Annotated in this window: 21 protein-coding genes and 1 tRNA gene; 14 read left to right on the top strand and 8 right to left on the bottom strand. The window is 62.2% G+C overall.

What is annotated here, in order from left to right; genetic code table 11:
* The first annotated feature begins 84 nt into the window (after positions 1–84).
* Complete coding sequence (locus tag ACH196_RS21590; RefSeq protein ID WP_396648993.1) at positions 85–717, top strand: glutathione S-transferase family protein; 633 nt, start codon at positions 85–87, stop codon at positions 715–717.
* Here ACH196_RS21590 and rimO read toward each other — a convergent pair whose 3' ends face one another.
* The 4 genes from rimO to ACH196_RS21570 all read right to left on the bottom strand — a co-directional run bounded on the left by rimO (position 718) and on the right by ACH196_RS21570 (position 4,912).
* Positions 718–2,034 carry a 30S ribosomal protein S12 methylthiotransferase RimO gene (gene rimO / locus ACH196_RS21585; RefSeq protein WP_396648992.1) on the bottom strand — a complete coding sequence of 439 codons (1,317 nt, stop codon included), beginning with the start codon at positions 2,032–2,034 and terminating at the stop codon, positions 718–720.
* 179 nt (positions 2,035–2,213) lie between these two features.
* Positions 2,214–2,906 carry a TerC family protein gene (locus ACH196_RS21580; protein WP_396648991.1) on the bottom strand — a complete coding sequence of 231 codons (693 nt, stop codon included), beginning with the start codon at positions 2,904–2,906 and terminating at the stop codon, positions 2,214–2,216.
* Positions 2,907–3,172: 266 nt separating this feature from the next.
* Positions 3,173–3,643 carry a MucR family transcriptional regulator gene (locus tag ACH196_RS21575; protein WP_396648990.1) on the bottom strand — a complete coding sequence of 157 codons (471 nt, stop codon included), beginning with the start codon at positions 3,641–3,643 and terminating at the stop codon, positions 3,173–3,175.
* An 888-nt stretch (positions 3,644–4,531) separates the two neighbouring features.
* On the bottom strand, positions 4,532–4,912 hold the full coding sequence (locus ACH196_RS21570; RefSeq protein WP_396648989.1) for a hypothetical protein: 381 nt from the start codon (positions 4,910–4,912) through the stop codon (positions 4,532–4,534).
* A gap of 530 nt (positions 4,913–5,442) precedes the next feature.
* On the opposite strand from ACH196_RS21570, the gene ACH196_RS21565 reads away from it, so the two are divergent.
* Positions 5,443–5,532 (top strand) — tRNA-Ser (locus tag ACH196_RS21565).
* Between the two features lie 531 nt (positions 5,533–6,063).
* Here ACH196_RS21565 and ACH196_RS21560 read toward each other — a convergent pair.
* Positions 6,064–8,937, bottom strand: a complete 2,874-nt coding sequence (locus ACH196_RS21560; protein WP_396649049.1) for an ATP-binding protein — start codon at positions 8,935–8,937, stop codon at positions 6,064–6,066.
* 282 nt (positions 8,938–9,219) lie between these two features.
* Between ACH196_RS21560 and ACH196_RS21555 the strand changes: the two genes are divergently transcribed.
* The 6 genes from ACH196_RS21555 (at position 9,220) to ACH196_RS21530 (ending at position 15,246) form a co-directional block, all read left to right on the top strand.
* Positions 9,220–10,521: an epoxide hydrolase family protein gene (locus tag ACH196_RS21555; protein WP_396648988.1), complete on the top strand. Its 1,302-nt coding sequence runs from the start codon at positions 9,220–9,222 to the stop codon at positions 10,519–10,521.
* A gap of 110 nt (positions 10,522–10,631) precedes the next feature.
* Positions 10,632–11,546, top strand: coding sequence for an enoyl-CoA hydratase/isomerase family protein (locus tag ACH196_RS21550; protein ID WP_396648987.1), 915 nt, complete (start codon positions 10,632–10,634; stop codon positions 11,544–11,546).
* An 80-nt stretch (positions 11,547–11,626) separates the two neighbouring features.
* A complete protein-coding gene (locus tag ACH196_RS21545; RefSeq protein WP_396648986.1) occupies positions 11,627–12,433 on the top strand; it encodes an SDR family NAD(P)-dependent oxidoreductase in 807 nt (268 codons plus the stop codon).
* A gap of 38 nt (positions 12,434–12,471) precedes the next feature.
* A complete protein-coding gene (locus ACH196_RS21540) occupies positions 12,472–13,125 on the top strand; it encodes a VOC family protein (RefSeq protein WP_396648985.1) in 654 nt (217 codons plus the stop codon).
* 187 nt (positions 13,126–13,312) lie between these two features.
* Entirely contained in the window at positions 13,313–14,377 is a 1,065-nt protein-coding gene (locus ACH196_RS21535) for an alpha/beta fold hydrolase (protein ID WP_396648984.1), read from the top strand.
* Positions 14,374–15,246, top strand: coding sequence for an alpha/beta fold hydrolase (locus ACH196_RS21530; RefSeq protein WP_396648983.1), 873 nt, complete (start codon positions 14,374–14,376; stop codon positions 15,244–15,246). Before ACH196_RS21535 ends, ACH196_RS21530 begins: the two co-directional genes overlap by 4 nt.
* 167 nt (positions 15,247–15,413) lie before the next feature.
* Here the strand turns inward: ACH196_RS21530 and ACH196_RS21525 are convergent, their stop codons facing one another.
* From ACH196_RS21525 to ACH196_RS21515, 3 genes are read right to left on the bottom strand one after another with little or no spacing between them, the layout of a single operon-like run.
* Positions 15,414–15,830 carry a hypothetical protein gene (locus ACH196_RS21525; protein ID WP_396648982.1) on the bottom strand — a complete coding sequence of 139 codons (417 nt, stop codon included), beginning with the start codon at positions 15,828–15,830 and terminating at the stop codon, positions 15,414–15,416.
* Between the two features lie 2 nt (positions 15,831–15,832).
* Positions 15,833–17,164, bottom strand: a complete 1,332-nt coding sequence (locus ACH196_RS21520; protein ID WP_396648981.1) for a recombinase family protein — start codon at positions 17,162–17,164, stop codon at positions 15,833–15,835.
* On the bottom strand, positions 17,161–17,613 hold the full coding sequence (locus ACH196_RS21515) for a DUF2924 domain-containing protein (RefSeq protein WP_396648980.1): 453 nt from the start codon (positions 17,611–17,613) through the stop codon (positions 17,161–17,163). The genes ACH196_RS21520 and ACH196_RS21515 overlap by 4 nt, the downstream gene beginning before the upstream one ends.
* 378 nt (positions 17,614–17,991) lie before the next feature.
* Between ACH196_RS21515 and ACH196_RS21510 the strand changes: the two genes are divergently transcribed.
* The 6 genes from ACH196_RS21510 to ACH196_RS21485 all read left to right on the top strand — a co-directional run bounded on the left by ACH196_RS21510 (position 17,992) and on the right by ACH196_RS21485 (position 24,994).
* Positions 17,992–20,241 carry a hypothetical protein gene (locus ACH196_RS21510; RefSeq protein WP_396648979.1) on the top strand — a complete coding sequence of 750 codons (2,250 nt, stop codon included), beginning with the start codon at positions 17,992–17,994 and terminating at the stop codon, positions 20,239–20,241.
* 78 nt (positions 20,242–20,319) lie between these two features.
* Positions 20,320–20,559, top strand: coding sequence for a hypothetical protein (locus ACH196_RS21505; RefSeq protein WP_396648978.1), 240 nt, complete (start codon positions 20,320–20,322; stop codon positions 20,557–20,559).
* A 101-nt stretch (positions 20,560–20,660) separates the two neighbouring features.
* Positions 20,661–21,383 (top strand): RNA polymerase sigma factor, encoded by a 723-nt coding sequence (locus ACH196_RS21500; protein ID WP_396648977.1) that lies wholly within the window; start codon positions 20,661–20,663, stop codon positions 21,381–21,383.
* Positions 21,384–21,472: 89 nt separating this feature from the next.
* Entirely contained in the window at positions 21,473–21,928 is a 456-nt protein-coding gene (locus tag ACH196_RS21495) for a hypothetical protein (RefSeq protein ID WP_396648976.1), read from the top strand.
* A complete protein-coding gene (locus ACH196_RS21490) occupies positions 21,925–24,549 on the top strand; it encodes a DUF927 domain-containing protein (protein ID WP_396648975.1) in 2,625 nt (874 codons plus the stop codon). The genes ACH196_RS21495 and ACH196_RS21490 overlap by 4 nt, the downstream gene beginning before the upstream one ends.
* Complete coding sequence (locus ACH196_RS21485; RefSeq protein WP_396648974.1) at positions 24,539–24,994, top strand: hypothetical protein; 456 nt, start codon at positions 24,539–24,541, stop codon at positions 24,992–24,994. The genes ACH196_RS21490 and ACH196_RS21485 overlap by 11 nt, the downstream gene beginning before the upstream one ends.
* Positions 24,995–25,267: the final 273 nt, after the last annotated feature.

The following is a 25,267-nucleotide window of genomic DNA, read 5'->3' as shown; positions in this document are numbered from 1 at the left end:
GCCGTTGCGCGACACATGCTGACCATCGGGTGTCAGGAGCAGGCTGATAGTGTGGCGCCGTTATATCAGGGATCGGAGGAAGCGATGCTCAAATTCTATCATGCGCCGTGGTCGCGCGGGTCCGGTGTGCTCTGGCTGCTGGAGGAGCTTGGGGTCGATTACAAACTCATCCATGTCGATATCCGCGCCGAGGGCGGTGTGCCGGAAGACTATCGGAAGATCCAGCCGAACAAGAAGGTTCCGGCGATCGACCACAACGGCACCATTGTCACCGAGCGCGCCGCGATCACCACCTACCTCGCGGATGAATTTCCGGATGCCGGTCTCGCACCGCCGATCGGCGACCCGATGCGCGGGCCTTATCTGACCGCGCTGGTCTACTGCGACGCCGTCTTCGACCCTTGCATCGCCGGCAGGGCTCACGGCCTTTCCTATAGGAGCAACGATTATTCGTTCGGCCTGTTCGAAGACATGGTGAATTACGTCGAACGCCGGCTGACCGAGAATGATTTTGCCGCCGGCGATCGCTTCACGGCCGCTGACATTCAGTTGGCGTCCGGCATCGGCTACACGATGGTGCAGTTGAAAAAGCTTCCGGAGCGCCCGGCCTTCAAGGCCTATCTGGAGCGCCTTGGTGAGCGACCCGCGTGGAAGCGGGCGCAGGCCAAGGACTATGCGCTTGCGAAAACCGTGCCGGCCTGGGAAGGAAAAGTCTGATCAGACCGCCTGGCCGTAGAGATCATAGGCGTCTGCGCGGTCGATCTTGACCGTCACGATGTCGCCGGCACGCAGCGGCCGCCGCGACGAAACATGCACGGTGCCATCGATCTCCGGCGCATCGTATTTGGTGCGGCCTTTGCCGGCGGTGCCGTTGGCCTCGTCGATGATGACGGGTAGCCGTTTGCCGACCTTCTTCTGAAGCTGGATGGCGGAAATCCTCTGTTGGCGCTGCATGAAGCGGTGCCAGCGGTTTTCCTTGATCTCCTGCGGCACCTGCTCGAGCCCGAGATCGTTTGAGCGCGCGCCCTTGACCGGCTCGTATTTGAAGCAGCCGGCGCGGTCGATCTTTGCTTCGTCCAGCCAGTCGAGCAGCATCTCGAAATCCTCCTCAGTCTCGCCGGGGAAACCGACGATGAAGGTCGAGCGGATCGAAAGGTCGGGGCAGACCTCGCGCCAGCCGCGGATGCGCTCCAGCGTCTTTTCGCCATGGGCGGGACGCCGCATGTTCTTCAGCACGGCAGGCGAGGCGTGCTGGAAGGGAATGTCGAGATAGGGAAGAATCTTTCCTTCCGCCATCAGCGGGATAACGTCTGCAACATGCGGATAGGGATAGACGTAGTGCATGCGGATCCACATGCCGAGATCGCCGAGTTCTTTTGCGAGGTCGTAGAATTTCGCGCGCACCTCGCGGTCCTGGAAGCGGCTGGCCTCGTATTTCACGTCGATGCCGTAGGCGCTGGTGTCCTGCGAGATCACCATGACTTCCTTGACGCCGGCTTTGGCCAGTTTTTCGGCCTCGCGCAGCACGTCGGCCGCGGGCCGCGAGACGAGGTCGCCGCGTAGCGCCGGGATGATGCAGAAGGTGCAGCGGTTGTTGCAGCCTTCGGAAATCTTCAGATAGGCGTAGTGGCGCGGCGTCAGCTTGATGCCTTGCGGCGGTAGCAGATCGAAAAGCGGATCGTGCTGCGGCGGCGCTGCCTCGTGGACGGCCGCCATGACGCTTTCGTAGGCTTGCGGACCGGTGATGGCGAGCACGTTCGGGTGTTTTTCGCGGATCAGTTCGGGCGTGGCGCCCATGCAGCCGGTGACGATCACCTTGCCGTTTTCCTTCATTGCCGTGCCGATGGCGCTGAGCGATTCATCGCGGGCCGAATCCAGGAACCCGCAGGTGTTCACCACGACGAGGTCGGCGCCGTCGTGCTTTCGGGATATCTCGTAGCCCTCGGCCCGCAGGCGCGTAAGAATGCGCTCGGAATCGACGAGCGCCTTCGGGCAGCCGAGGCTGACGAAACTCACGCGGGGTGCGGCGGACATATTTTCTTCCGGTTTCTCGAAAGGCGGGCACCTACCACACCGCGAGCGCAAATGGTACTGCCTCGCGGGAGGACGAAACACCGCAACCTGCACTCCCGGTGCAGGCCCGCCGATCCGATATCGCGGATCAGCCTGGTTTCACGAGCAAGCCGGGTTCGACGCGGACAAGATCGGCAGCTTCAGTGGCCGCCGCCGTGCGAGCCGAACCACGTGCTCAGAAAGCTGAATCGCTCGGGGAACTGGTCCACGGCGCCGTCGAGGAGCATCTTGATGGCCACGTAGAGGATGATTAGCAGGCCGATATAGGCGATCCAGCGATAGCGGTGCAGCAGCCGCGCCACGAAGCTGGCGGCAAAACCCATCAGCGCGATCGACAGAGCGAGGCCAATAATCAAGACCGTCGGATGCTCCATCGCCGCGCCGGCAACGGCCAGGACATTGTCGAGCGACATCGACACGTCGGCGATGACGATCTGCCACGCCGCCTGCGCGAAGGTCTTGCGCGGGCCGTTGCCGCCGACCGAGCCGTCCTTGTTGTAGTCGGTGTCCGACAACGCTTCTGTGGCCTGATGTTCCTCTTCATGGCTGACGCGCAGTTCTCGCCACATCTTCCAGCAGACCCAGAGCAGAAGCAGCCCACCCGCGATAAGGAGAAACGGGCCGATCGCCAGAAGCCACTGGGTAATCAGGGCAAAGCCGATGCGCAGCACGGTGGCGGCGCCGATGCCGACCAGGATCGCCTTCTTGCGCTGGTCGGCGGGCAGGCCGGCAGCGGCAAGGCCGATCACGATCGCATTGTCTCCCGCGAGCACCAGGTCGATTGCGATGACCTGCAACAGTGCGGTGAAGCCCGCCGCCGTGAAAATTTCCATCAGAAAGGGAACCCTTCAGAATGCCTCGTCGCCGTGTCCGCCTATCGGCCATGCGCTGTTGCGTCAAGACACGAGAAGCATGCCGCCATCGAAAACGAAGCGCCGAAAATCGTCGCCTGCGATGGCCGACCAAATCGGCGACCGCAGGCGTCGCGGCTTGTCTCAACTCATGAAAGCGCGGGTCGCTTTGCCGGCGCGTCCTATTTCGGGATCAACCGAATTTGCCTCGACGCCGGGTTCGCAGCCATGGAATGCCGGCTTCCCGACTACTCCTTGGCTTTCGCCGTGCGCTTGCGGCGAGGCGCCGGCTTCTCGACGACTGGCGCCGCTTCCTCTTCCGGTTCGCCCTTGCGCCCAAGACCCATCGTCTTGGCCAGCGCCGAACGGGTCGCGGCATAATTCGGAGCAACCATCGGATAGTCTGTCGGCAGGCCCCATTTCGCGCGGTACTGTTCTGGCGACATGCCATACTGCGTGCTGAGGTGGCGTTTCAACGACTTGAACTTGCGGCCGTCCTCAAGCGAGATGATGTATTCGGGCGTTATCGACTTCTTCACCGGCACCGCAGGCACGAGCGGCACGGGTTCCGGTTCCACCTTGCCCGTAAGCTTCCCCAGCGAGGCATGCACGCTGGTCACCAGGTCGGCAAGATTGGCCATCGGCACGCTGTTTTTCGATACATAGGCCGAAACGATCGACGCCGTCAGTTCCAGCCTTGAGGTGTGTTCGTCTTCCACGTTCGCTCTCTCCAAATATCCGAATGTCTTTGTCTTAAAATGCACGCGAATCAAGGCTAATCTTTATAGCGCGTTAACACGGTTCGCTTTTCGAATCGACAAGCGCCGCCAATGAACGATGATCGGCCGTCGAGGTTCCCCAAAAAGACCTGATCATCGAAGAATACCGTTCTCATACATTCGCATTCCTTGGATCGATCAAAATGACGGAAGGGATGTGTGGATTCATCTACGTCTTGGTTGTGTTGCTTTTTGGTCTGACTGCGCTTGACACTATTTCATTTCCGACAAACGCTGGCGGTTGCGTTTGGATCACCTGAAAAACGCGGCCGGGGAATGGCCAAATGCCGCCTCGGCAATGCCTGCCGGGCGGCCCAAGGCAGCGGGTTCGGCACGTGCGATATCGTGTTTGAGGCGGTTGGGATGAAGTTCGTTCGCTGGCGAAACTGAAGGAAGGCTGCCGCATGACCTGCGGCAGCCGGAACCCGGCTGCGACGCGAGGCTCGGCGTTTTTCGATTTCCGCTACTGGTTCAGTTTTGGACCCCCGGTCAGTCGCTTTCCGAGACCGCTCAGCGCCGCGGTCCTGGTGTTGCTTTTCTCCCAGCCACGCGGGTGCCGGGACAGGAGGCGCGCTTCGGCGCCTCGGGCTCGCGCCAAAAAGCAACGGCAGAGGAAAATTGCTGGCCGCTGACCGCGAATTGCCGGTGGCGTCGGCGCAACAAAAAAGGCCGGGAAACCCGACCTTTCCTGGACGTCCACTTGCCTGCCGGTACATCCATGGTCAGGCCGCGAACAATTCGTGTATAGGATGGCCGCATGACATCCGGATGAATGCCGCCGGCTAAAAACCCTTTAAATTCAGCGGGTAACCCGACAGGATTTTCCCCCTAGAGACAAACCACGCGTATCCTGCCGTCCACCGCCGCCTCGTTGCGGCAGTGGACGTTGCGCGGCAGGTTTTCCGGAAGTTTTGGGATCAACCGGCCCGGCGTCCGGCGCGGAGCGGCGCGAACCACCGGAGCGGGATCTTCGCTCACGGGGGGAGGCGGGGCAGGCGGGAATTCGATCAGCCTGCTTGGCGGCAACACATCCGTCCTGCGGTATTCGACACGCGGCATCAGTCCGCCCGATACCCTTTCCGCCGTGTATTCCGGCACGATGGAGCCGTCATACATGCGCGCGCACCCGGACATCGCCAAATAGGCGGCAAATGACAACGTGATGCGGGGAGCAGCCTTCAGAATATGCAACGAGACGGGATAGTCCAAGCCTGCCCTGCCGGTTCAATCGAGATTTCATTTACAGCTTAAAGCAAACGATGTTGCGGGGAAACCATTCAGCCACCTCTGCCCGGCGCATGGCGAACAAAGAATAAGCCACGCCGTAAGAGCCTGTGATCGAGCTTGACAAGCCTTGATGACACGCCGGTGTCGCCCCGGATCAGCGGCCGTATCCGAAATGGGTCCGAGCACTATCCGGCCTCGTTTTCGTCAACACCTTCCGGCCCGTCCGCTGGATGCTGCCCATGGGGCTACAAGATGAGCGGGCATCGGCCGCGAGAACGGCACCGGGGTGCTGCACGAATATCTGCAGACCAACACGGTGATCGTCGAACCGGTCGGGGGGTGATCCGCAGTACCCATTCGGAGATTGGGGTTTCGCGATATCAAACGGTCGCCGCGATGAAATCGGACGGAACATTGACGGCGCGCCGCGCAAGACGATAAAGGCGGCAGATCAAATCGTGCGAGCCTGCGGTCATTCCTCGACGGAGCCAGGATCCGCGTTTCGGCGGTTTGGAGGGATGGCCGAGCGGTTTAAGGCACCGGTCTTGAAAACCGGCGTGGGCGCAAGTTCACCGTGGGTTCGAATCCCACTCCCTCCGCCACTGCACTCAGCTACAACATTCTCCGCTCCCGAGATGAGCACCCGAAACGGCGCAGAATTCCGGCTTTTTTGAACAAAGCCGTGAACCAGACGAGCGCGCGTAACCGCAGGTTTCGCTCTCTCTTCGCGGAGGTTCTCCAAAGCTGGGGACTTGGAAAATTTAGTACCCAGGTTGCCAATGTAAGGAAATCAAGGTTTTAGCGGCTGTCGGTAGGCACTGGAGTTTGCCTTACCTCCAGAGTAGCGAGAGAGCCCGAAATCGAAATTCTCGGCTTCACCCGCGCTCCGTTGCGATAACGGTCGCTTTGCCGGGGATCAATACTCACAACATCCGAGGCCAAGAGCCCTTTCGGTGGGTCGTCACGGAGCCGACGACGTCGTTGGAACAAAATCCCACCTCGCCGAAGACGACCATCGGATGAAGGAAATCGCGCGGGGCAAAAGTGCCAATAATTGCGACTTGAGATTTGTGAATCCATACGATTCCCACAAAGCGCACCACGTTCTTAGTCAACGCGGAAACCAATGACGCTCACCCATCGCCGATGGATTGGCTCAGGCCGTGCAGGAGCGCTTCAGCTCGTTTTACGGGGGCCGCATAATATCCTTCCGTCAAGCGGCGATAGATAGGCGAAACTATCCGATCTGCTTCGCCCGCCCGCTCTTGTCGGATGACAAATTCCGCTAGTCCGATACCTGCTGAAAGTTCCCAGAAAAGGGCCTGTTGTTCCCCGGCCTCGCGCATCGATTGCCTGTATAGAAGCTCGATCTCATTCAAGTCTCTGACACGACCGCGCTCCAATAACTCGGCTTTGGTCTTCAGCATTTCCGGCTGATACCACCGATAGTCGGTTTCCCTTGCAAACTGCAGCGCCTCGTCGATCTCGTGCAGGCTTTCGTCGATCCGCCCCATTGCTCCCAGAGCAATGGCAAGTTCGGTCCGAAAAAACGGATAGAACAGCAGGTACTTCGCTTCCTTCATCTCCATAAGTCCGGAACGAAGCGGGTCCACGCCCGCTTCTGGCCTGCCGGTTTTGGCCGCCAGGCTGCCTCGCACACAAAGGCCCGCAGCGTAGAAGGGGCGGAGCGCGTGTTTGTAGGCGGTGGCAACAAGCTCTTCGCCATAGTCGCGCGCCTGCTCCAACTCCCCGAGACTCAGAGAGACGAAGCCGGCCGCCCAAGCGAGTGCGACGCAGAGCAAGGTCGGCTGTCCGGTATCTCGCGCTTCGTCGACCGCATCCTTCGATTCGCGAGAGGCGGCATCCAGAAATCCTTGCGACAGCAAACTCACTGTCCTGTGAGCCAGGGACGACGATCGCGGATCCCCACCGAGCCTGATCATGTCACGGCGTCGGCTCGCCACGGGGTAATGCTCGATCGCCCATGACAAGCTTTCATTGGCCTGCGCGTGTTGACCGAGATAGGTCTGTGGTACACCGCGCAGCCAGGCGGCGGTCGCCTGGCGCTGGAGGTTGTCGCCGCGTGTGGCCTCTTCAAAGTCGCGGGCAAAGGCCAATGCGTCCTTGAGAGCCATGGAACGGGCGGAAAACAGCCAGAGACCGCATGTTGCGCGTTGCTGGTACTCCGCATCGTCAAGCCGGCGCGCCAAATCGAGGGTTTGCATCAGCACTTCCCGGGCGTGTCGGCTCATTCCCTGGGTGTAGATCAGGGCGATTCCCAATCCGCATTGCAAGATCATCTCGCTTCGCGTGCCGGCGCCTCCCGACCGCAGCAGCGCCTTTTCCGCCCAATCGCAGCACTCTGTGGCAAGTGACGCCGCGATCCAGAAGTCAGTCACGGTGGCGGCGAGGTCGATGCCCAATGAGGGTTCGCCTGCCGGCGACAAAGCCCAGGCGAGCGCCGCGCGGAGATTGTCGACCTCCCTGATGTAGCGCCCCAGGTCGTCGATGGCCGACTGAAGTGCGGTTTCACTGGCAAATGGCGCAAACAGCGACAGACAAAACGCCGAAAGCCGCCGCAGGGCTCGCCCTTCCTCGCCGCCGGCAACCAGTTTTTCATAGGAATATACTCGAACGGTCTCGAGCAAACGCCAGCGCGGCGCGACTTCCGATCCGTCCAGCGCGACAAGCGACTTCAGGACCAGGCTCGAAATGTCCAGCGCGACGCTCGATTCGGCGCCGCCCATCACAGCTGTGGCGGCTTCCAGCGTGAATCCGGCGGGAAAGACCGCAAGATGGCGAAGCAGCCGCCGTTCGGGCTCCGGCAGCAGCTCGTAGCTCCAATCGAGCGTCGCCCGCAACGTCTGGTGCCGGGGCAGTGCGGTGCGCCGCCCGCTTGTGAGCAAGGCGAAACGATCGTCGAGCCGGCCTGCGACCTGCTGGATGCCGAGCGTTGCCGCGCGCGCGGCCGCGAATTCGATAGCGAGCGGGATGCCGTCGAGGTGCCGGCAGATGGCGGCGATCGCCGGCAGCTTGTCGCCCTCGGGCTGGAAATCGGCCCGCAGCGACCGCGTGCGCGCCACGAACAACTGCACCGCACTGTGCTCCAGGACGTCATCGACATCTTCCGCATCGTGAGCCGGCACTTCCAGCGCGGGCACACGGTAGGCGAATTCGCCCTCGATGCGCAGCAGCTCCCGGCTGGTCGCAAGCACGCAAACATGCGGGCACTGGCCGACGAGGACCTCTACCGCCGCGGCGACGGCATCGATGACATGCTCGCAATTGTCGAGAACCAGCATGGTCCGCTTGTCGCCGATCGCGCGCGCCACCGACTGGGCGGACACCGCGTCTCCATGCAGGTTGAGATTGAGTGCGTGGGCAATCGTCAAGGGCACGAGATCGGGATCGGAGAGGGAGACCAGTTCAACGAACAGGACGTCGCCCTGCAGCGCCGGAAAATGCCTGCGCGCCACTTCGGACGCCAGGACGGTCTTGCCGATGCCGCCCGGCCCGGTGAGGGTCACGACCCGGTAGGCGGATACCAGATCAAGCAGTTGCTGGACGGACGTCTCCCGGCCGACAAGAGCCGAAGCGGCCACCGGGACATTCGTCCGGAACGGATGCGCCGCCGGCCGCGTGCGCTCGGGCGACTCGGGTGGGGACGGCTGGTCGGCTACTATCTCCTGCCGGGTGGTCCAGTCTCCAAGGAGTCGGTATCCCCGACCGGAAATGGTCTTCAACAGGCCTCGATCCTCGCCCAGAGCCTTCCGGATCGCGGCGATATGGACCTGGACGGTATTGTCCTCCACGACGAGGCCGGGCCATACCCGCCGCATCAGCTCTTCCTTGGTGACAAGTTCGCCCGCCGCCTGAACCAGCGCCTCGATGATCTCGAAGGCGCGGCTGCCGATCGGGACCGCCTGGCCGCGCGCGCGCAACTCCCGCTTCGCGAGATCGACTTCCCATCCACGGGATTCAAAGACGCGTGCTTCGATCTGCGCCAAGGCGATGATGATCTCGTTGTTGAGACTCGAGATTTCGCAGTTAAGCCCGCCCCGCCCGCGAGCACAATGGGCGATCGGCTTTGCCGTGGGGCGTGGAGAGACATCCGTCATCGCCGCGCCTTGCCGGGATAGCTTCAGAATATTTCAGATTTCCTCACGGAGCTTAATTCGACCCCGGAGCGGACTGCGCCTAGGTTTTTCCTGTCGGGCAGAAGTCGCCCGCAGCCATCGAAAACCAACCGGAACCGTCCGCCGATGGACGGTTCGGCACAGGAGGACGACATGTCTGCCATCACGCTTTCCACGACGCGGCGCGAACTGCTTCTAACGGGCGCCGCGGCCGCGGCCATCAGCCTTCTTCCGGGTGCGCTGCGGCCCGCGGCATCCGCCGCACCGATCCGCCCCTTCAGCGTCAGCTTTCCGCAGGAGCAGCTCGACGACCTGCGCCGGCGCGTGGCGGCGACCCGCTGGCCGGACAAGGAGACCGTCGCGGACAGCACGCAGGGCGTGCAGACCGAGACCGCGCAGAAACTGGCGAAGCATTGGGCGACGGACTACGACTGGCGCAAGATGGAAGCGCGGCTGAACGCCCTGCCGCAATTCATCACCGAGATCGACGGGCTGGACATCCATTTCATCCACGTCCGCTCGAAGCATGAGCATGCGCTGCCGATCATCGTGACGCATGGGTGGCCCGGCTCGATCATCGAGCAGATGAAGATCATCGGGCCGCTGACCGACCCGACCGCCCATGGCGGCAGCGAAGCGGATGCCTTCCACGTGGTGATCCCCTCGCTGCCGGGCTACGGCTTCTCGGGAAAACCCACGGCGCCGGGATGGACTCCCGTCCGCATCGCCAAGGCGTGGGCGACGCTGATGCAGCGCCTCGGCTACACGAAATACGTGGCGCAGGGCGGCGACTGGGGCAATGCCGTCTCTGAGCAGATGGCCTTGCAGGAACCGCCGGGCTTGCTGGGCATCCACACCAACATGGCGGCGACCGTTCCGGCCGATATCTCCAAGGCGCTCGCCGCCGGCGGCCCGGCCCCCGCCGGCCTCTCGCCGGACGAGAAGCGCGCCTATGACCAGCTCGACGATTTCTACAAGAATGGGCTCGGCTACGCGATCGAGATGAACAACCGCCCGCAGACGCTGTACGGAATCGTCGACTCGCCGGTCGGCCTGGCTGCCTGGATGCTCGACCACGACATCCGCAGCTACCAGATGATCGCCCGCGTCTTCGACGGGCAGCCCGAGGGGCTGAGCATGGACGACGTTCTCGACAACGTCACGCTCTACTGGCTGACCAACACCGCGATCTCCTCGGCGCGGCTCTACTGGGACAACGCGCATTTCCCGTCGGGCGGCTTCTTCGATCCGCGCGGCATCAAGATCCCGGTCGCGGTCAGCGCATTCCCGGACGAGATCTATCAGGCCCCGCAGAGCTGGGCGGAAAAGGCCTATCCGAAGCTGATCCACTACAACAGGCCCGCCAAGGGCGGCCACTTCGCCGCCTGGGAGCAGCCGACGCTCTTCACCGAGGAACTGCGGGCCGCCTTCCGGCCGCTGCGCCAGCAAATCTAGCCAATCACCGGCGGCTTGCCGTCCTGACGATCTGAAACAGCGGGCCGCATCGTTTGGCCGGCCCGCGCGAGCGAACGCGCCCATGGCGCAAAGCGATGAGGAGAACCATCATGAACTACGAAGCAGCAGGGCTGGCGGTCGAGACTACGGGAAGCCCGCCCCAAAACGCGCTCCACGTCGAATCGCAGCAGGCATCGTCGGCAAGGCAGATTCGCGTTGAACGCCACACCCCGGCCTACTGGCGCGTTATCTTCGACAACCCGCCCTTCAACATCTTCGGGCCGGAAACCATTCCGCAGCTCGACGCGGTGGTCACCGCGATCGAAAACGATCCGGAGCTCAAGGTCGTCGTCTTCGACAGCGCCGTCCCCGGCTTCTTCCTGACCCACTACAATTTCACGCCGCCTTTGTCGGCATCCACGAGCCTGCCTTCCGGCCCGACCGGGCTGCATCCGCTTCCCGACATGCTGGTCCGCATTTCCCGCGCGCCTGTCGTGTCGATCGCGATGATCCGGGGAAGGGCGACGGGCGTCGGCAGCGAACTCGCGCTGGCAAGCGACATGCGGTTCGCCAGCCGGGAAAGGGCAATCCTTTCGCAGTGGGAAGTCGGGGCCGCACTTGTGCCGGGCGGTGGGCCGATGGCGCGCTTGCCGAGGCTGATGGGCCGTGGCCGTGCGCTGGAGATTCTGCTGGGCGCCGACGATATCGGCGGCGAACTGGCCGAGAGATACGGCTACGTCAACCGTGCGCTTCCGGAAGATGAGCTCGACGCTTTCGTCGATGTTCTAGCGATGCGCATCGCAACATTCGACCGCCAGGCCATAGCCGACACCAAGCGGCTTGTCGATTTCGCGAGTTTGCCCTCGGACCCGGAGATCGCCATCGGCTGGGATGCATTCATCACGTCTGTCCAGCGGCCGGAGGCCCAGTTCAGGATCAAGCAGCTCATGGAATTGGGGCTTCAGACCAGCGGCGAGATCGAGGGCAGGCTCGGCCATTACACGGAGACACTGGGCCAGGGCTAGCACCGCCCCGGCTTCGTTCAATTCAACAATAAAACTCGAACATCGCGTCGTTGGCGGCGCAGTCGAACAGGAGAAAGACAATGTCCATTTCGCAAAAAGGCATCGCGGTGGTGACCGGAGCGTCCTCGGGGATCGGGGCAATCTATGCCGACCGGCTGGCGCGCCGCGGCTACGACCTCATCCTGGTGGCTCGCAGCCAGGGCAAACTTGACGAGGTCGCCAAGCGTGTGGCCCGCGCCACGGGCCGCAACGTCCAGGCCGTTGCTGCCGATCTCAACGACAAAGGCGACCTGAAGCGCATCGAGACGCTGCTGGCCACCAATCCGAACGTCACCATGCTGGTCAACAATGCCGGGGTCGGGGCGCTGGTGTCGCTGCTCGAGTCGAACGCCGACGACATGGAGGCGATGATCGACCTCAACGTGACAGCGCTGATGCGGCTCACCTATGCCGTCGTTCCGGCATTCGTGGCGCGTGGCGGGGGCACCATCATCAACGTCTCCTCGGCTGTCGCCATCGCGCCGGAAATCCTCAACGGCGTCTATGGCGGCACGAAAGCCTTCGTGCTGGCCTTCAGCCAGTCGCTGTTGATGGAGCTTGCCGACAGGAACATCCGCATCCAGACTGTGCTGCCGGGCGCGATCGCGACCAATTTCTGGGATGCCGCCGGCGGCTCTGTCGGCCAGTTGCCCCGGAAGATGGTCATGCAGGGCGACGATCTGGTCGACGCCGCGCTTGCCGGCTTCGATCAAGGAGAGTTCGTCACAATCCCGTCGTTGCCGGACGCAGCAGACTGGAATGCCTATGAAGCGGCGCGCCAAAAGCTCATCCCGAACATCTCGCTGAGCAAATCGCCGGCGCGATACAGGACGGCGGCCGCCGCCTGACAATGCACCATATCAACCCCAAGCCCTTGGAGGCAGCAATGACTACAGACAATCCGCGCGTTGAAGCCACGGTCGGCAAGGGAGCGCGGCGGCGGGACATGAAGCTCGAAGTGACCGTCATTCCGGTTTCGGACGTCGACCGCGCCAAGCGCTTCTATGGCGGCCTGGGCTGGCGGCTCGACGCCGACTTCCCGGTCGGCGAAAATTTCCGGGTGGTCCAGTTCACGCCTCCCGGTTCGCCGGCTTCCGTCCATTTCGGCACCGGAATCACCTCGGCCGCTCCCGGCTCGGCGAGCGGGAACTACCTGGTCGTTTCGGACATCGAGACGGCGCGCGCCGAGCTGGCAAGCCACGGCGCCGATGTCAGCGAAGTGTTCCATCGCGCCGGTCCCGGACAGCCGGCGATCGGCGGGAGGGATCCGCAAGGCCGCAGCTATGTGTCCTTCGCGACGTTCAAGGATCCGGACGGCAATGGCTGGTTGCTCCAGAAAATCACCGAGCGGTTTCCCGGGCGTGTCGACGGCGATACGGCTTACGCTTCGGTCGCCGACCTCGCGGCGGGGCTGCGCCGTGCTGCGGCCGCGCATGGCGAGCATGAGAAGCGCGAGGGCGGCAAGCATGACGAGAACTGGCCGGACTGGTACGCCGCATACATGGTCGCGGAACACGGCGGCAAGGAACTGTCGCTCTGAGGCTTTGCACCGGGCGCCACACTGCCGATCCGCGGCGTGGCGCAACCGGCCGGCGTGGCGGCGCCCGCCGTCCACATCATGAGCAGCACCGCCCTGACGGGCGCCACCTACGACATCGACGGCGGCCAACGGCTCGTTTGGTGAGCGGGACGCCGAAGCACGCCGCACAACACGGAGAGACATCGCCATGAACAACGTCAACGATCCCGGCAAGATCGACGAGCGCCGCCGACATTTGATCGGTGCGGCGGCCATGGGCCTGGCGTTCGCCGAACTCGGTCTGGTGTCGCCGGTCCTGGCCGCATCCGCCGGGCAGACCGCTGCGACAGTATCGGCGGCAACCGATTCCTTCGGACCAATCAAGCAGATCGACGCGGGGCCGTTGAATTTAGGGTATGCCGAGGTTGGACCATCGGACGGTGCGCCGGTCATCCTGTTGCATGGCTGGCCCTACGACATCCATACCTATGCGGACGTCGCACACTTGCTCGCGGCGGAAGGTTTTCGCGTGATCGTGCCCCATCTTCGCGGATATGGCACCACCCGCTTCCTCTCGAGCCAGACGGTGCGCAACGGTGAGCAAGCCGCGATCGCCGCCGACATCGTCGCGTTGATGGACGCGCTCGGGATCAAGCAGGCGACGATCGGCGGCTGCGATTGGGGAGCACGAACGGCCAACATCATCGCTGCGCTGTGGCCGGAACGCTGCAAGGCGATGGTCTCGGTGAGCGGTTATCTCATCGGCAACCAGCAGGCGGGCAAGCTCCCGTTGCCGCCCAAGGCGGAGTTGCAATGGTGGTATCAGTTCTACTTTGCGACCGAACGCGGCCGCGCCGGTTACGAAAAATACACACACGATTTTGCCCGCCTGATATGGCAGCTTGCCTCGCCGCAATGGAAATTCGACGACGCCACCTTCGAGCGCAGCGCGGCGGCCTTCGACAATCCGGACCATGTCGAGATCGTGGTGCACAACTACCGCTGGCGGTTAGGGCTGGCGGAAGGGGAGCCGCAATACGACGAACTGGAAAAGCGGCTCGCCAGGGCGCCCGTCATCGGCGTGCCGACGATCACGCTGGAAGGCGATGCCAACGGCGCGCCGCATCCCGAACCTGCCGCTTACGCAAAAATGTTCTCGGGCAAATACGAACACCGGACGATAACCGGTGGTATCGGTCATAACCTTCCCCAGGAAGCGCCGGAGGCCTTCGCCAAAGCCGTCATCGACGTCAGCCGAGCGTCATTCCGATGAACCCTCCGACCGCCTACCGCACCGCCGATGTCGACGGCCTCCCGATCTTTTACCGAGAGGCCGGAGACCCCGGCGCACCGGTGATCCTGTTGCTTCACGGCCTGCCATCGTCGTCACGCATGTACCAGCCGCTGCTGGATCGCCTGTCGGATCGCTATCGCCTAGTCGCGCCCGACTATCCCGGTTTCGGCCACAGCGCCGCGCCTGACCCCAGCGCGTTTGCCTATACATTCGACCATATCGCCGAAGTGATAACGCGCTTCACCGAGGTGCTCGCACTCCCGCGCTACAATCTCTTCATGCAGGACTATGGCGGTCCGGTCGGGTTCCGCATGGCGATGGCGCATCCCAAACGCGTGCAATCGCTGATCGTCCAGAACGCGGTCGCGCATGATACCGGCCTCGGCGAGATCTGGGCTACGCGGCGGGCCTTCTGGGCGGACAGGGCGGCGCATGAGGCGGCGCTGCGCGAGAACCTGCTGTCGCTGGAGACAACCCGCCGGCGCCATATCGGCAGCGATCCGAATATCGAGCGTTACGATCCCGATCTATGGACGGACGAGTTCGCCTTTCTCCGCCGTCCTGGGCAGACGGATATCCAGACTGAGCTATTCTACGACTACCGCAACAACGTGGCCGCCTATCCGAGGTGGCAGCGATGGATGCAAGAGAACAAACCGCGTCTGCTGGTGCTCTGGGGCCGATACGACCCGTCGTTCGATATATCAGAGCCCGAAGCCTACCGGCGCGATGTACCTTACGCCGAGGTTCAAATTCTAGACGCGGGACATTTCGCGCTGGACACCAGCCCGGACGAAGTAGCTGATCTCGTCCACGACTTTCTCCAACGGCAAAATAGTCATTTCTGAATCGGCCCGCTCGGAGTTGGCGGAGGCTGGGGTGCCCAAGGATGCGAACCTTGTTTTGACTATGTCGAGGCGACGGGTGCGTGGAGAAGGGCGGTCATCTGGCGGCCTCGCTGCGGAAGCTGCTAGTCAGCTTCGAGTTGCGGCCGCCTCTCGTGTTAACGCCACTTTTACTCTTGAATTGCAAATCCGACCGACACCATCCGCCTCTGAGCCTCCCACTCGTCTGGCAGGCTTCTGAGTGCGATATCCTGTGCGATGATGGTCGGCGCCCGGCCGTCGAGCACGGCTTCGACGATGTCGGGTGCAAGCAGGGTGAGCCGCAGCAGACGGCTGATGTAGGAGCGGTTGATTTTCTCGGCGACGGCGATCTCGTGGGCTGTTGCGTAGACGCCCGTCTCCAGCAGCTTGCGCCATCGGAATCCCCGGGCGAGCGCCTTGACCATCGCGGTGTCGACGCGGGGACGGGGTGCTGCCCAGGTAGTGCCCGGTGGTGTCACGATCTGCTTGCGGCCGCCACGCCTGCGCAGCGTGAGCGGAACATGGACGGTGATGGTTTCGGAACCTTGGGTGATACTGGTTGCCATGGCTACGCGGCCTTCCGCTCCCGAACTCCGATGGTGCAGAGCTCGCTTGCAATCCCGGTCAGGCCCTGGGTCCGCAGCCGGATGGCGATGCCGTCGGCTGCGAGGTCGATCCGCTCGACGAGAAGCTGGACAATGCGAGCCTGTTCTGCCGGAAAGAGTTCGTGCCAGAGCGGGTCGAGCCGATCGAGAGCATCGCGAACGTCGGCCTCGGTCAGGCCGCCGATGTCGGCGCGTGCTGCCCGCCATGTGCCGACGACGATCTCGGGTGCACGCAGCAGTCCCCGCAACTGGTCGATGACGGCCGTCTCGATCTCCGAAGCCGCCACGCGTCCGATTGGGCAGGCACTGGCGCCACGCTTCAGCACCGCCTGGCTGACATAGTAGCGATAGAGCCTATGGCCCTTTCGTGTGTGCGTCGGCGAGAAGGCCAAACCGCCTGGGCCAAACAGCAGACCTTTGAGCAGGGCAGGGGTCTGCGCGCGGGTGTTGCTGGCACGCTTGCGCGGGCTCTCCTGCAGGATTGAATGGACCTTGTCCCACAATGCCCGGCTGATGATTGGCTCATGTTCACCGGGATAGCTGCTGCCCTTGTGGACTGCCTCGCCGATGTACACCCGGTTGTTGAGCAGCTTGTAGAGGAAACCCTTGTCGATCGACCGGTTGCGAGGTGTGCAAACACCCTCGGCGGCGAGGGTGCGTGCCAGTACCGTGGCCGAGCCGACCGAGACAAACCGCTCGAAGATCATGCGGATGGTGGCTGCGTCACTTTCGACGATGACCAGCTTGCGGTCCCGTGCCTCGTAGCCCAGCGGAACATAGCCACCCATCCAGATGCCCTTCTTCCGCGAGGCGGCGACCTTGTCACGGATGCGCTCGCCGGAAAGTTCGCGCTCGAACTGCGCAAAACTCAAAAGAATGTTCAAAGTCAGCCTGCCCATAGAGGTCGTCGTGCTGAACGACTGAGTCACCGAGACAAAGGTGACGCCGTTTCGGTCGAACACCTCGACTAGCTTGGCGAAGTCCATGAGGGAGCGGGACAAGCGGTCGATCTTGTAGACCACGATGGTGTCGATGCGACCGGCCTCCACATCGGCAAGAAGCCGCTTCAGTGCCGGCCGCTCCAGCGTGCCGCCGGAATATCCACCGTCGTCATATCGGCCGGAGCGCGCCAGCCAGCCTTCGGCCTTCTGGCTGGCGATATAGGCCTCGCAGGCCTCACGTTGGGCGTCGAGGCTGTTGAAGGCGACGTCGAGATTCTCCTCGGAGGATTTTCGCGTATAGACCGCGCAGCGCAGCTTGCGAACGATGGGCTTGTTAATGACGAGCTTGTTCACGACACGCTCCGTTGGTTCTTGAGACCAAAAAACACCCAGCCGTTCCAGCGGCTGCCGGCAATGGCGCGGGCAATGGCCGACAGAGACTTGTAGGGACGGCCCTGCCATTCAAAACCATCGCCGAGCACGGTGACGGTGTGCTCGATGCCTTGCCATTCCCGAATGAGCTTTGTCCCGGCGATCGGCATGTTGTCGGTGCGCATGCGCCGCAGCGCGATGTTGCCGCCATCGAGCTGCTCACCCAGCGCCTCCAGCCGCTCGACGGTCGAGGGCTTCAGGCCGCCATAGGCCAGCTCCTGAATGCGATAAGCGATTCTGCTTTCGAGAAAGCGCCTGCCGTAGGGCGGCGCTTGGGTATCAAACAAGTCACGCCATTGCAGGCGCAGGTCTGCCACGGTTGCGGTCTTCAATGCCACCAGCCGGGCAAGTACGGTCTCGGTCATGGTCATGCCTTTCCACCTGTAGAAGGTTCGGCATGACCGCTCTGGTCGGGCGGGAAGTCCACGAAACTATTCTCCGACCGGCGCAATAGTCTGCTTGACTGTCGCGCATGAAGCCGAACCAGCCCCAGCGCCAGGATCGAGGTGAGTTCGGACAGGCGCTCCGAAGGTGCCATACGATCCACCGGGAGCGGATTGGGACGTTTCATTTTGGATCTGGCCGGCTTCGGTTGCGATACCGAACAAAAGCCACTCCGGTGCTTCCGATGGGACATCCCTCAGCAAATATTGAGTAGTGTTGGATACGTGCTCGGTACTTCGGATATTGCAGCGGACCATTTTGTCCGTGAGTATCCCTGTGTTGATCCGTCAGGAGCAGGTCAGTTCATGGCGCGTAGAGCAATTTCGATCGGTCCGCATGTTCTGACGCTGATCGAGGACGCGCGCATCGATCACGCCCGAGCCGCCCTTGCTGTCCGCGAGGGTGAGAACGAGCCTGACTTCAATTTGCCACATGACGTTCCCGACCACACCGACGGAGAAGCCGTCGAAATATTCCGGCACGAACTCGTCCAGATGCTATCGAAATTCGATCAGGATGAATTGCGACCTGCCGAGCAGCGAGCAGGTAGGATCAGGGCCCTCGCCGAGGGAAAGGCCGTGACTTCACTCACGACGATCGCCGAGACGCAGTTTGGTGATTTGCAATTACAGGAATTCGAGGAACAGCCCGACCCGCTGTGCAAGAGCATATGGACCTATTTGAACGCGCGCGAAACCTTTGAAGATGCGGAGAGCTTTCACTTCGCCCGGCAATTTCGCGACCATGGCAAGCTATATGATGCCTTCGAAGTCGATCTCGAAATCGATGTCACGCTCGATGCCGAGGCAATCGATCAGGCAGCGCGGGCCCTGAAGATCAAAGCCGTTCTCGAGCTGAAGGCCGGGATTTCCTGCACGGTGAAAGCGCTTGATCTTCCCGCGACCGATGCGCACCCAGCATCCATTATGCTGATCGTCCGTCATGGCGGGCCACTATCAAGTGTCCATGATCACCGGAAGGACGGACGCAGGCGAACCATCTATTATCGACCGCCGAACGAGGCGACGCTAATCTACACGCCGTCATTGCGGCAGATCGAGGTCTGTGCCGACAGCCCGGTGGTACGCCAGACGGTAAGCGACTCATTCGCTGAAGTTGCTCTCGGGCACGATATCTCTCGGAAGCCGCTCACCTGGAAGCGCTACAATCTCTCCAGGTTTCGCACTTCACTTGTTCTGCAGCGCCCCGCGGTTGATGGCTACGAGTTCGAATTTGCTCGCGTGCTCGAGGTCGAGGTTCGGCTTGGCATCTGGCGGCGCAAGCTTCAGCTGAAAGTCGCCGTTGACGACGATATCGAGGCCGTGGCCGACCGATATCTTGGAGTCAGCAATGTTTTCCGGCGAGCAGAAGCCTTCAGCCGTATTGGCATCGCCATTGCCTACAACCGAATTGGCGATGAAAAGAAGCGGACGCTCAACATCACAATCGCCGGCACAAAGAGCTGCAATCTCCAGAGTAGGATAGATCCGGAAGAGCGCAGCTTAGGCTTCGCACTCCTGAGGGAATGGGGCGTTTTGACTGCATTCCGACAGATTTCCCCCGATGACCTTCGTGCAATCTTCCCTCAGCTCGCTCAACTCTACGATCGCGTCGAGAACGAGGTCACCGGAGGGTACCTGCTGGAACTCGGACTTGATGTCGGGCGCTTGATCGAAGGTGGTTTGCTCGAACGCCGTGACCGGCAGAACATTGTTCTCATCGACGACCACAATATTGAAGGGGAGGGCGCCATCACACCGTCGGCGACAAAAGGAATGGTCCGGACTATCGGGCCATTCGGCGAGGACGCCGGCAAGCGACCGGTGTCCGATCTGGAGATGTACACGATCAACGCCCAATGGCTTCACGAGACGCTTTTGCGCCTGATGAAACCGATCCTCAGCAGACGGGCAGATCAGATACTCGACCCGGACCTGACCTTTCTCGGTGAGATGCGGGTCGATAGCACGGAGGTGCCAGTCTATTTCGCGCGACGTCTCAATGACATGAAGACCGCGCAGCGGCTGGATTTGGCACTTCGCGCGCGGAATACGGCGGGCGTGGGCATCATCCTCGCGGCAAGCGAAGAATTGCCATCGCACCTCGGCCCAAACGTTGTTGTGACCCTCCTGTCGCACCTTACGTCGGCAGACGCCGAGCCCGTCTTGGTGCGTGACGGTGTCGAACTCGCGTATCGAAACGGTCTTTCGCTTGCCCACGGAGGCATGTCGCCACGGGTTCTTCGGTCTGGCGCACAATCCGGGACTCTGTTTTTACCAGGCAAGGAACCGCTGCACCTGGCCGGCAACGAGCAGTTGACCATCTTCGAACGCCTTGTCGTCGCATGCGAAAAGGGCAGCCCCGACGTTCATGTGAAGGTACTGATGAATGGCTTAGGATCTAGAAGCCCTCAGCAAGCCTTCAGAGAAAACACGTGGGGCAGTATTCTGGGTGTCTACATCAGCAAGGGCGCCAAACGTGGCTTCTGGCGTGTGGTGCGATTCGAGCAGCCGACGGACGACGCAGTCGAAAACACCGTCGGGCGGGCTGTCTAACAACGGTCTAACATGAGGAGGAAGACGGTCTAACAAACTACCATTTACTGGGAGAGCTCCAAGTAGAGGGGCACCTAGATGCCGACTCCCTTACCATCGCGCCAGGCAGCCACGACGAGTTGGACCGGCGCAGCAAAGCCCATCACCTCGGAATCCAATTGGCGCTGCATGCAATGCGACAAGCTGCTCGGCGTCTGCCGTGACGGCTGCATGCACCTGCGTTTTGCGCGGGCGCACGAATACTTCGTTGGCTTCCCTGTCGTGGCCACCTGCCGCGGCTGCGGCACGCTGAACCAGGCAACCGCGACGACGCGCTAAGTCGCGCCTTCCATCTCAGCCCCCTCCAATCGCAGAGGCGCGTGACGCCCTGACCTGGCCATCCGAAGGCGCCGGACGCCTGGCCGCAAGGCAGGCGTCCAATGTCCTTCGCGTGGCACGAGATCCGCGAGCACCTCACGCTTTCGTCTTCAACTCTTGGGTTCCAACGCAAGTTCGAGGCGTTGCGCCGAAGCCGGAAGCCACTTCGGCGCTTCGTCGATCCGACGGCAATGCTGGATACCCTGCGCAGGAATTCCGCTACCTCCGATCAAAAGAACCAGATCCTCGTCACGTTGGTTAAAGCGGCCCAGGGAGGCGACCCGACCGCCGACTGTGCCCTCACACTGATGCTGCTCGCCCTATGGCCTGGTCTCGATGGCGTACTGCGACGCTCGAAGTGGCGGCGCATCGGCACGCTGGACGAACTCCCCTCAGAAATCTTCGCGCGCGCCACCGAAGCCGTGCGCTGCCTGGATCTCGGTCGCGTCACCAGCATTGCAGCGACGATCCTGATGAACATCGAGCGCGATCTCGTCCGCGCACACCAGCGACAAGTCAGCATCCGCAGACTGTTTATCGACATGGACCTCGACCAGGTTATGGATCGTCGACACACACCTGCCCATTCCACGAGCAGGCAGTTCCTGCGAGAAGAACTCGCCCGCGAGATCGGCGTCGATGCGGACATTGTGATCCGTGTCGCCGTCGACGGCCACTCCCAAGTCGAAGCCGCCGCGGCGCTGGGCCTGACGGAGGCCGCGGCTCGCAAGCGCTACCAGCGCGCAACCTCCCGGCTGCGACAGGTCATACAGAATTTATGCTGAACCGATGTCCCGAAAGGACAGCCGGCCTGGCTTTTGTCCGGTGGAGCGCCCGCGAGCGCCAGGCTCTCAATCCACGGAACGCGCTCGCCATGACCCGCTTCAATCCCTCGCCTGAAGACCTCAAGCGCCTCCCCGGTCTCTATCGCAAGTGGGAGCTTCCGGATGTCCTGCAGGCCCATTGCCTCTACCAGATCGAGGATGCCGGTGAAGATGCCGGCGGTACACCGTTGCTGGCGATCTTCGGCGACTTTGCAGCAACGCCGACCGAACCCTCGCAGCCTGTCCAGCATCTCAATGAGAAGGAGCTTGCCAAGCGCTGGCGCCTCAGTCCGCGCAGTTTGCAGAGGTGGCGACACCAGCGCATCGGGCCGCCATTCCTGAAGATTTTTTCCAGGGTGATCTACCCCTTGGACGGCATCGAGGCCGTCGAACGCCAGGGGCGTGCGGAAAGCGTCGTGCTTGGCCACCGTCGCGCTGCTAATGCCAGGCGCCCATCCGGAGCCGTGGCCGGCTGCTCGCTCTCCGTGGAAGGAGACCAGAAATGAGCCGACTTGGCCATGGTCTCAACCACACAGAAATTGCCGGGCAGTTCCGCGATGCAATCCTCAAGGCGGGGATTCAACCACCAGACGACGTTGTGGACGACGGCGCACTGCATCGCTTCCCCACCAACAAGCGCAGCGACGATGATGCCGGCTGGTACACATTATTCTCCGACGGCGTTCCGGCCGGCGCATTCGGTTGCTGGCGGTCGGGGATATCGCAGACCTGGTGCGCGATCGACCAGAAAACCCTGTCGGACACCGAGCGCAGGGCAGTATCTGAACGCCTCGCAGCCATCAGGGCGGAACGCGAGGCTGCTGTCGCGCAGGATCATGCGAATGCCCGCGAGCGTGCGGCTCGCATTTGGGAAGCGGCGCGAGACGCCATGCCGGATCATCCTTACCTCACGAGAAAAGGCGTGGGCGCACATGGCATACGGCAGAATGGCGACCGTCTGATCGTGCCTGTCCGGGATGGCGGCGGCATGCTGCACGGTCTGCAGTTCATCGCAGCAGACGGGTCCAAGCGCTTCCTGAAAGGCATGGCCAAGTCAGGCCACTTTCATCTCATTGGCGAGCCTGGTGACTTGATCGTCATCGCCGAAGGATACGCGACGGCGGCATCGGTGTTCGAGGCGACCGGCTATCCTGTGGCCGTTGCCTTCGACGCTGACAATCTTGGGCGTGCAGCGGAAACCATTCGATCGATGTGGCCAGCGGTCCACGTTATGATCGCCGGCGATAATGATGCGAGCGGGATCGGCCAAAGCAAGGCCCTTGCTGCGGCGCGTCTCACAGGCGGTGTGGCGGTCATTCCGGCTACGACTGGCGACTGGAACGACATTGGCATTGCAGAAGGCTCCGACACGATCAGGACGGCATTCACCAACGCCGTCGCCGAGCCGAAGCTCGAAGTGCCGGCTGGGTTCAAAATGCGGTCGAGCGGTCTGTGGTGGGAAGACGCCGCTGACCCCGACAAACCTGCCATCTGCATCTCCGGACCGTTTGACATTGTCGCCGAAACCCGCGACGCCGATGGCGGCTCCTGGGGTGTTCTCCTGCGCTGGAAGGACCACGATCGCCGCAGCCATGAATGGGCGATGCCGCGGGCTCTGCTGGCTGGTGATGGAACCGATCTTCGTCGCGTCCTCCTCGATGGAGGCTTGTTCGTCGCTCCGACGAAACGGGCAAGGGATCTCCTGAACACCTATGTCGGCACGGCAAAGATCAATCGCCGCGCCCGGCCTGTGACGAGGATCGGCTGGCACGGAAACGCCTTCGTCCTCCCGGAGGAATGCCTCGGACAGATTGATGGCGAGCGCATCATCCTGCAAACCGCCGCCACAGTAGATCATGCGCTGCGAACAGGCGGCATGTTTGCGGAGTGGCAGGAGCGGGTTGCCGCCCGCTGCATCGGCAATAGCCGGCTTGTCATCGCACTGTCGACGGCACTTGCCGCTCCACTGGTGGAACTCATGGAAGCCGAAAGCGGTGGCTTTCACTTCCGCGGAGCCTCATCCACCGGCAAGTCGACGGCGCTCCTGGCGGCGGCGTCAGTCTGGGGCGGCAACGGCTATGTGCGATCGTGGCGGGTAACTGCCAACGGCCTCGAAGGCGTCGCCGCCGGCCACAACGACGCGCTGCTGTGTCTGGACGAACTCGGCCAGGTACCGGCTCGCGACGCAGGCGAGGCAGCCTATCTGCTCGCCAACGGCGCCGGCAAATCACGCGCCACCAGGGAAGGGCTGGCCAGGAAGCCGGCGCGCTGGCGACTTCTGTTCCTGTCGAGCGGAGAAATCGGACTCGCCGACAAGGTCGCTGAGGATGGCCGCGGACGGCGTGTCGCCGCTGGCCAGCAGGTCAGGGTCATCGATGTCCCGGCCGATGCCGGAGCCGGCATGGGACTGTTCGAAACCATTCATGACTGTGAAAGCGCCGACGCCTTCGCCCGCGAAATCAAGGCGGGTTCAATCCAGCATTATGGACATGCCGCTCGTATTTTCATCGATTATCTCAGCCGGGATCGCGACAGGGTCAAGGCTGCCGTCGCAGGGTTCATGGACCAGTTCGTGGCCGACACTTGTCCGCCTCGCGCCGATGGTCAGGTATCGCGTGTCGCCCTGCGATTTGCCCTTGTCGCGGCGGCGGGCGAGTTGGCCACCAAGCTCGGAATTCTTCCATGGTACGAGGGAGAAGCGACCTCCGGCTCTGCCAGGTGCTTGCGCGACTGGCTGGATTGCAGAGGCGGTATCGAGCCATCGGAGGTCAGGGAAGGGATCGCGCAAGTACGCGCCTTCATCGAGGCACATGCCGAGAGCCGGTTCGCGCCATGGGGCAGCGATGTCACGCCCTCCGATGCTTCACGGCCCACCATCAATCGCGTCGGCTTCCGCAAGACGACGGCTGACGGCGAGACCGAATTCTACGTCTTTCCCGAAGCCTGGAGGAAGGAAGTCTGTGCCGGCTTCGACGCCACGCTTCTGGCGAAGACGCTGGTCGAGCGCGGACTTCTGATCCCCGATAAGGATGGCAAGTTCCAGTCACGCCATCGCGTCGGTGGATCCGGAACCGTCCGCCTTTACAGACTCACGGCCGCAATCCTGGGGGGTGAGCATGACCACTAAGAACTGGTTCGAGGATTTCCTGGCCATCGTCGCGAAATCGGGTGCAACGGGTGCAACAGGTGCAACACGCAACGATAAAGCTAACGAAAACAGCCTGTTAGGAAAATCGAATCTGTTGCACCCCGCACGCTCGGCAGGTGCAACAGGTGCAACACGCTATAACCTGGCTGTTGCACCTCCGTTGCACCTAGCCGTTTCCGGATATTCAGCGAAAAAAGCCGATCTAATACAGATGGTTAGATCGCTAGTTGCACCCGTTGCACCTGTTGCACCTCACAATGAACATGATCTGGACTTGCGCGTCGCCTATGAGGAGCGCGCCGCAATCCTGGAATACGACGCCGGCCTTACGCGCGTCGAGGCAGAGCAACGGGCCCGCGTTGAGATCTATGGTGACAACCCGCTACCGGAAACATGGCCACCATTCCCGGAAGGTTGGCAGTGATGCGGCGACACCGCGGAATGCCTGAGAATGTCGCAGCAGTCTGCTTAGGGATCAGCTCACAAGCGGCGCCTTGGCCGGACCGTATGACGAACGACGATAGGCCATAAGCCGGCTTTATTGGGTCGATGGTCGGAACGGCAGCTTCGCGCCCTTCTCGGTCGTTAAGCAGGCCGTAGCTGCATCTGAAAAGCAGACATCCGAGTGAACTCGCGAGAAAGCTCGCATGCCAGAGGCTGCCAATGATTGTCACTCGCGGGCCGACCGCTTTCTCCG

The sequence above is a fragment of the Mesorhizobium sp. IMUNJ 23232 genome (assembly GCF_044326205.1).
Lineage (GTDB): Bacteria > Pseudomonadota > Alphaproteobacteria > Rhizobiales > Rhizobiaceae > Kumtagia.
The sequence above is the reverse complement of the archived record's forward strand: the minus strand, read 5'-3'. Positions and strand labels throughout refer to the sequence as shown.

Bases quoted from the DNA above. Each gene is read 5' to 3' on its own strand.
- ACH196_RS21590 (WP_396648993.1), top strand. From the start codon at position 85: ATGCTCAAATTCTATCATGCGCCGTGGTCGCGCGGGTCCGGTGTGCTC.
- rimO (WP_396648992.1), bottom strand. From the start codon at position 2,034: ATGTCCGCCGCACCCCGCGTGAGTTTCGTCAGCCTCGGCTGCCCGAAG.
- ACH196_RS21580 (WP_396648991.1), bottom strand. From the start codon at position 2,906: ATGGAAATTTTCACGGCGGCGGGCTTCACCGCACTGTTGCAGGTCATC.
- ACH196_RS21555 (WP_396648988.1), top strand. From the start codon at position 9,220: ATGTCTGCCATCACGCTTTCCACGACGCGGCGCGAACTGCTTCTAACG.
- ACH196_RS21550 (WP_396648987.1), top strand. From the start codon at position 10,632: ATGAACTACGAAGCAGCAGGGCTGGCGGTCGAGACTACGGGAAGCCCG.
- ACH196_RS21545 (WP_396648986.1), top strand. From the start codon at position 11,627: ATGTCCATTTCGCAAAAAGGCATCGCGGTGGTGACCGGAGCGTCCTCG.
- ACH196_RS21540 (WP_396648985.1), top strand. From the start codon at position 12,472: ATGACTACAGACAATCCGCGCGTTGAAGCCACGGTCGGCAAGGGAGCG.
- ACH196_RS21535 (WP_396648984.1), top strand. From the start codon at position 13,313: ATGAACAACGTCAACGATCCCGGCAAGATCGACGAGCGCCGCCGACAT.
- ACH196_RS21530 (WP_396648983.1), top strand. From the start codon at position 14,374: ATGAACCCTCCGACCGCCTACCGCACCGCCGATGTCGACGGCCTCCCG.
- ACH196_RS21525 (WP_396648982.1), bottom strand. From the start codon at position 15,830: ATGGCAACCAGTATCACCCAAGGTTCCGAAACCATCACCGTCCATGTT.
- ACH196_RS21515 (WP_396648980.1), bottom strand. From the start codon at position 17,613: ATGACCATGACCGAGACCGTACTTGCCCGGCTGGTGGCATTGAAGACC.
- ACH196_RS21510 (WP_396648979.1), top strand. From the start codon at position 17,992: ATGGCGCGTAGAGCAATTTCGATCGGTCCGCATGTTCTGACGCTGATC.
- ACH196_RS21505 (WP_396648978.1), top strand. From the start codon at position 20,320: ATGCCGACTCCCTTACCATCGCGCCAGGCAGCCACGACGAGTTGGACC.
- ACH196_RS21500 (WP_396648977.1), top strand. From the start codon at position 20,661: ATGTCCTTCGCGTGGCACGAGATCCGCGAGCACCTCACGCTTTCGTCT.
- ACH196_RS21495 (WP_396648976.1), top strand. From the start codon at position 21,473: ATGACCCGCTTCAATCCCTCGCCTGAAGACCTCAAGCGCCTCCCCGGT.
- ACH196_RS21490 (WP_396648975.1), top strand. From the start codon at position 21,925: ATGAGCCGACTTGGCCATGGTCTCAACCACACAGAAATTGCCGGGCAG.
- ACH196_RS21485 (WP_396648974.1), top strand. From the start codon at position 24,539: ATGACCACTAAGAACTGGTTCGAGGATTTCCTGGCCATCGTCGCGAAA.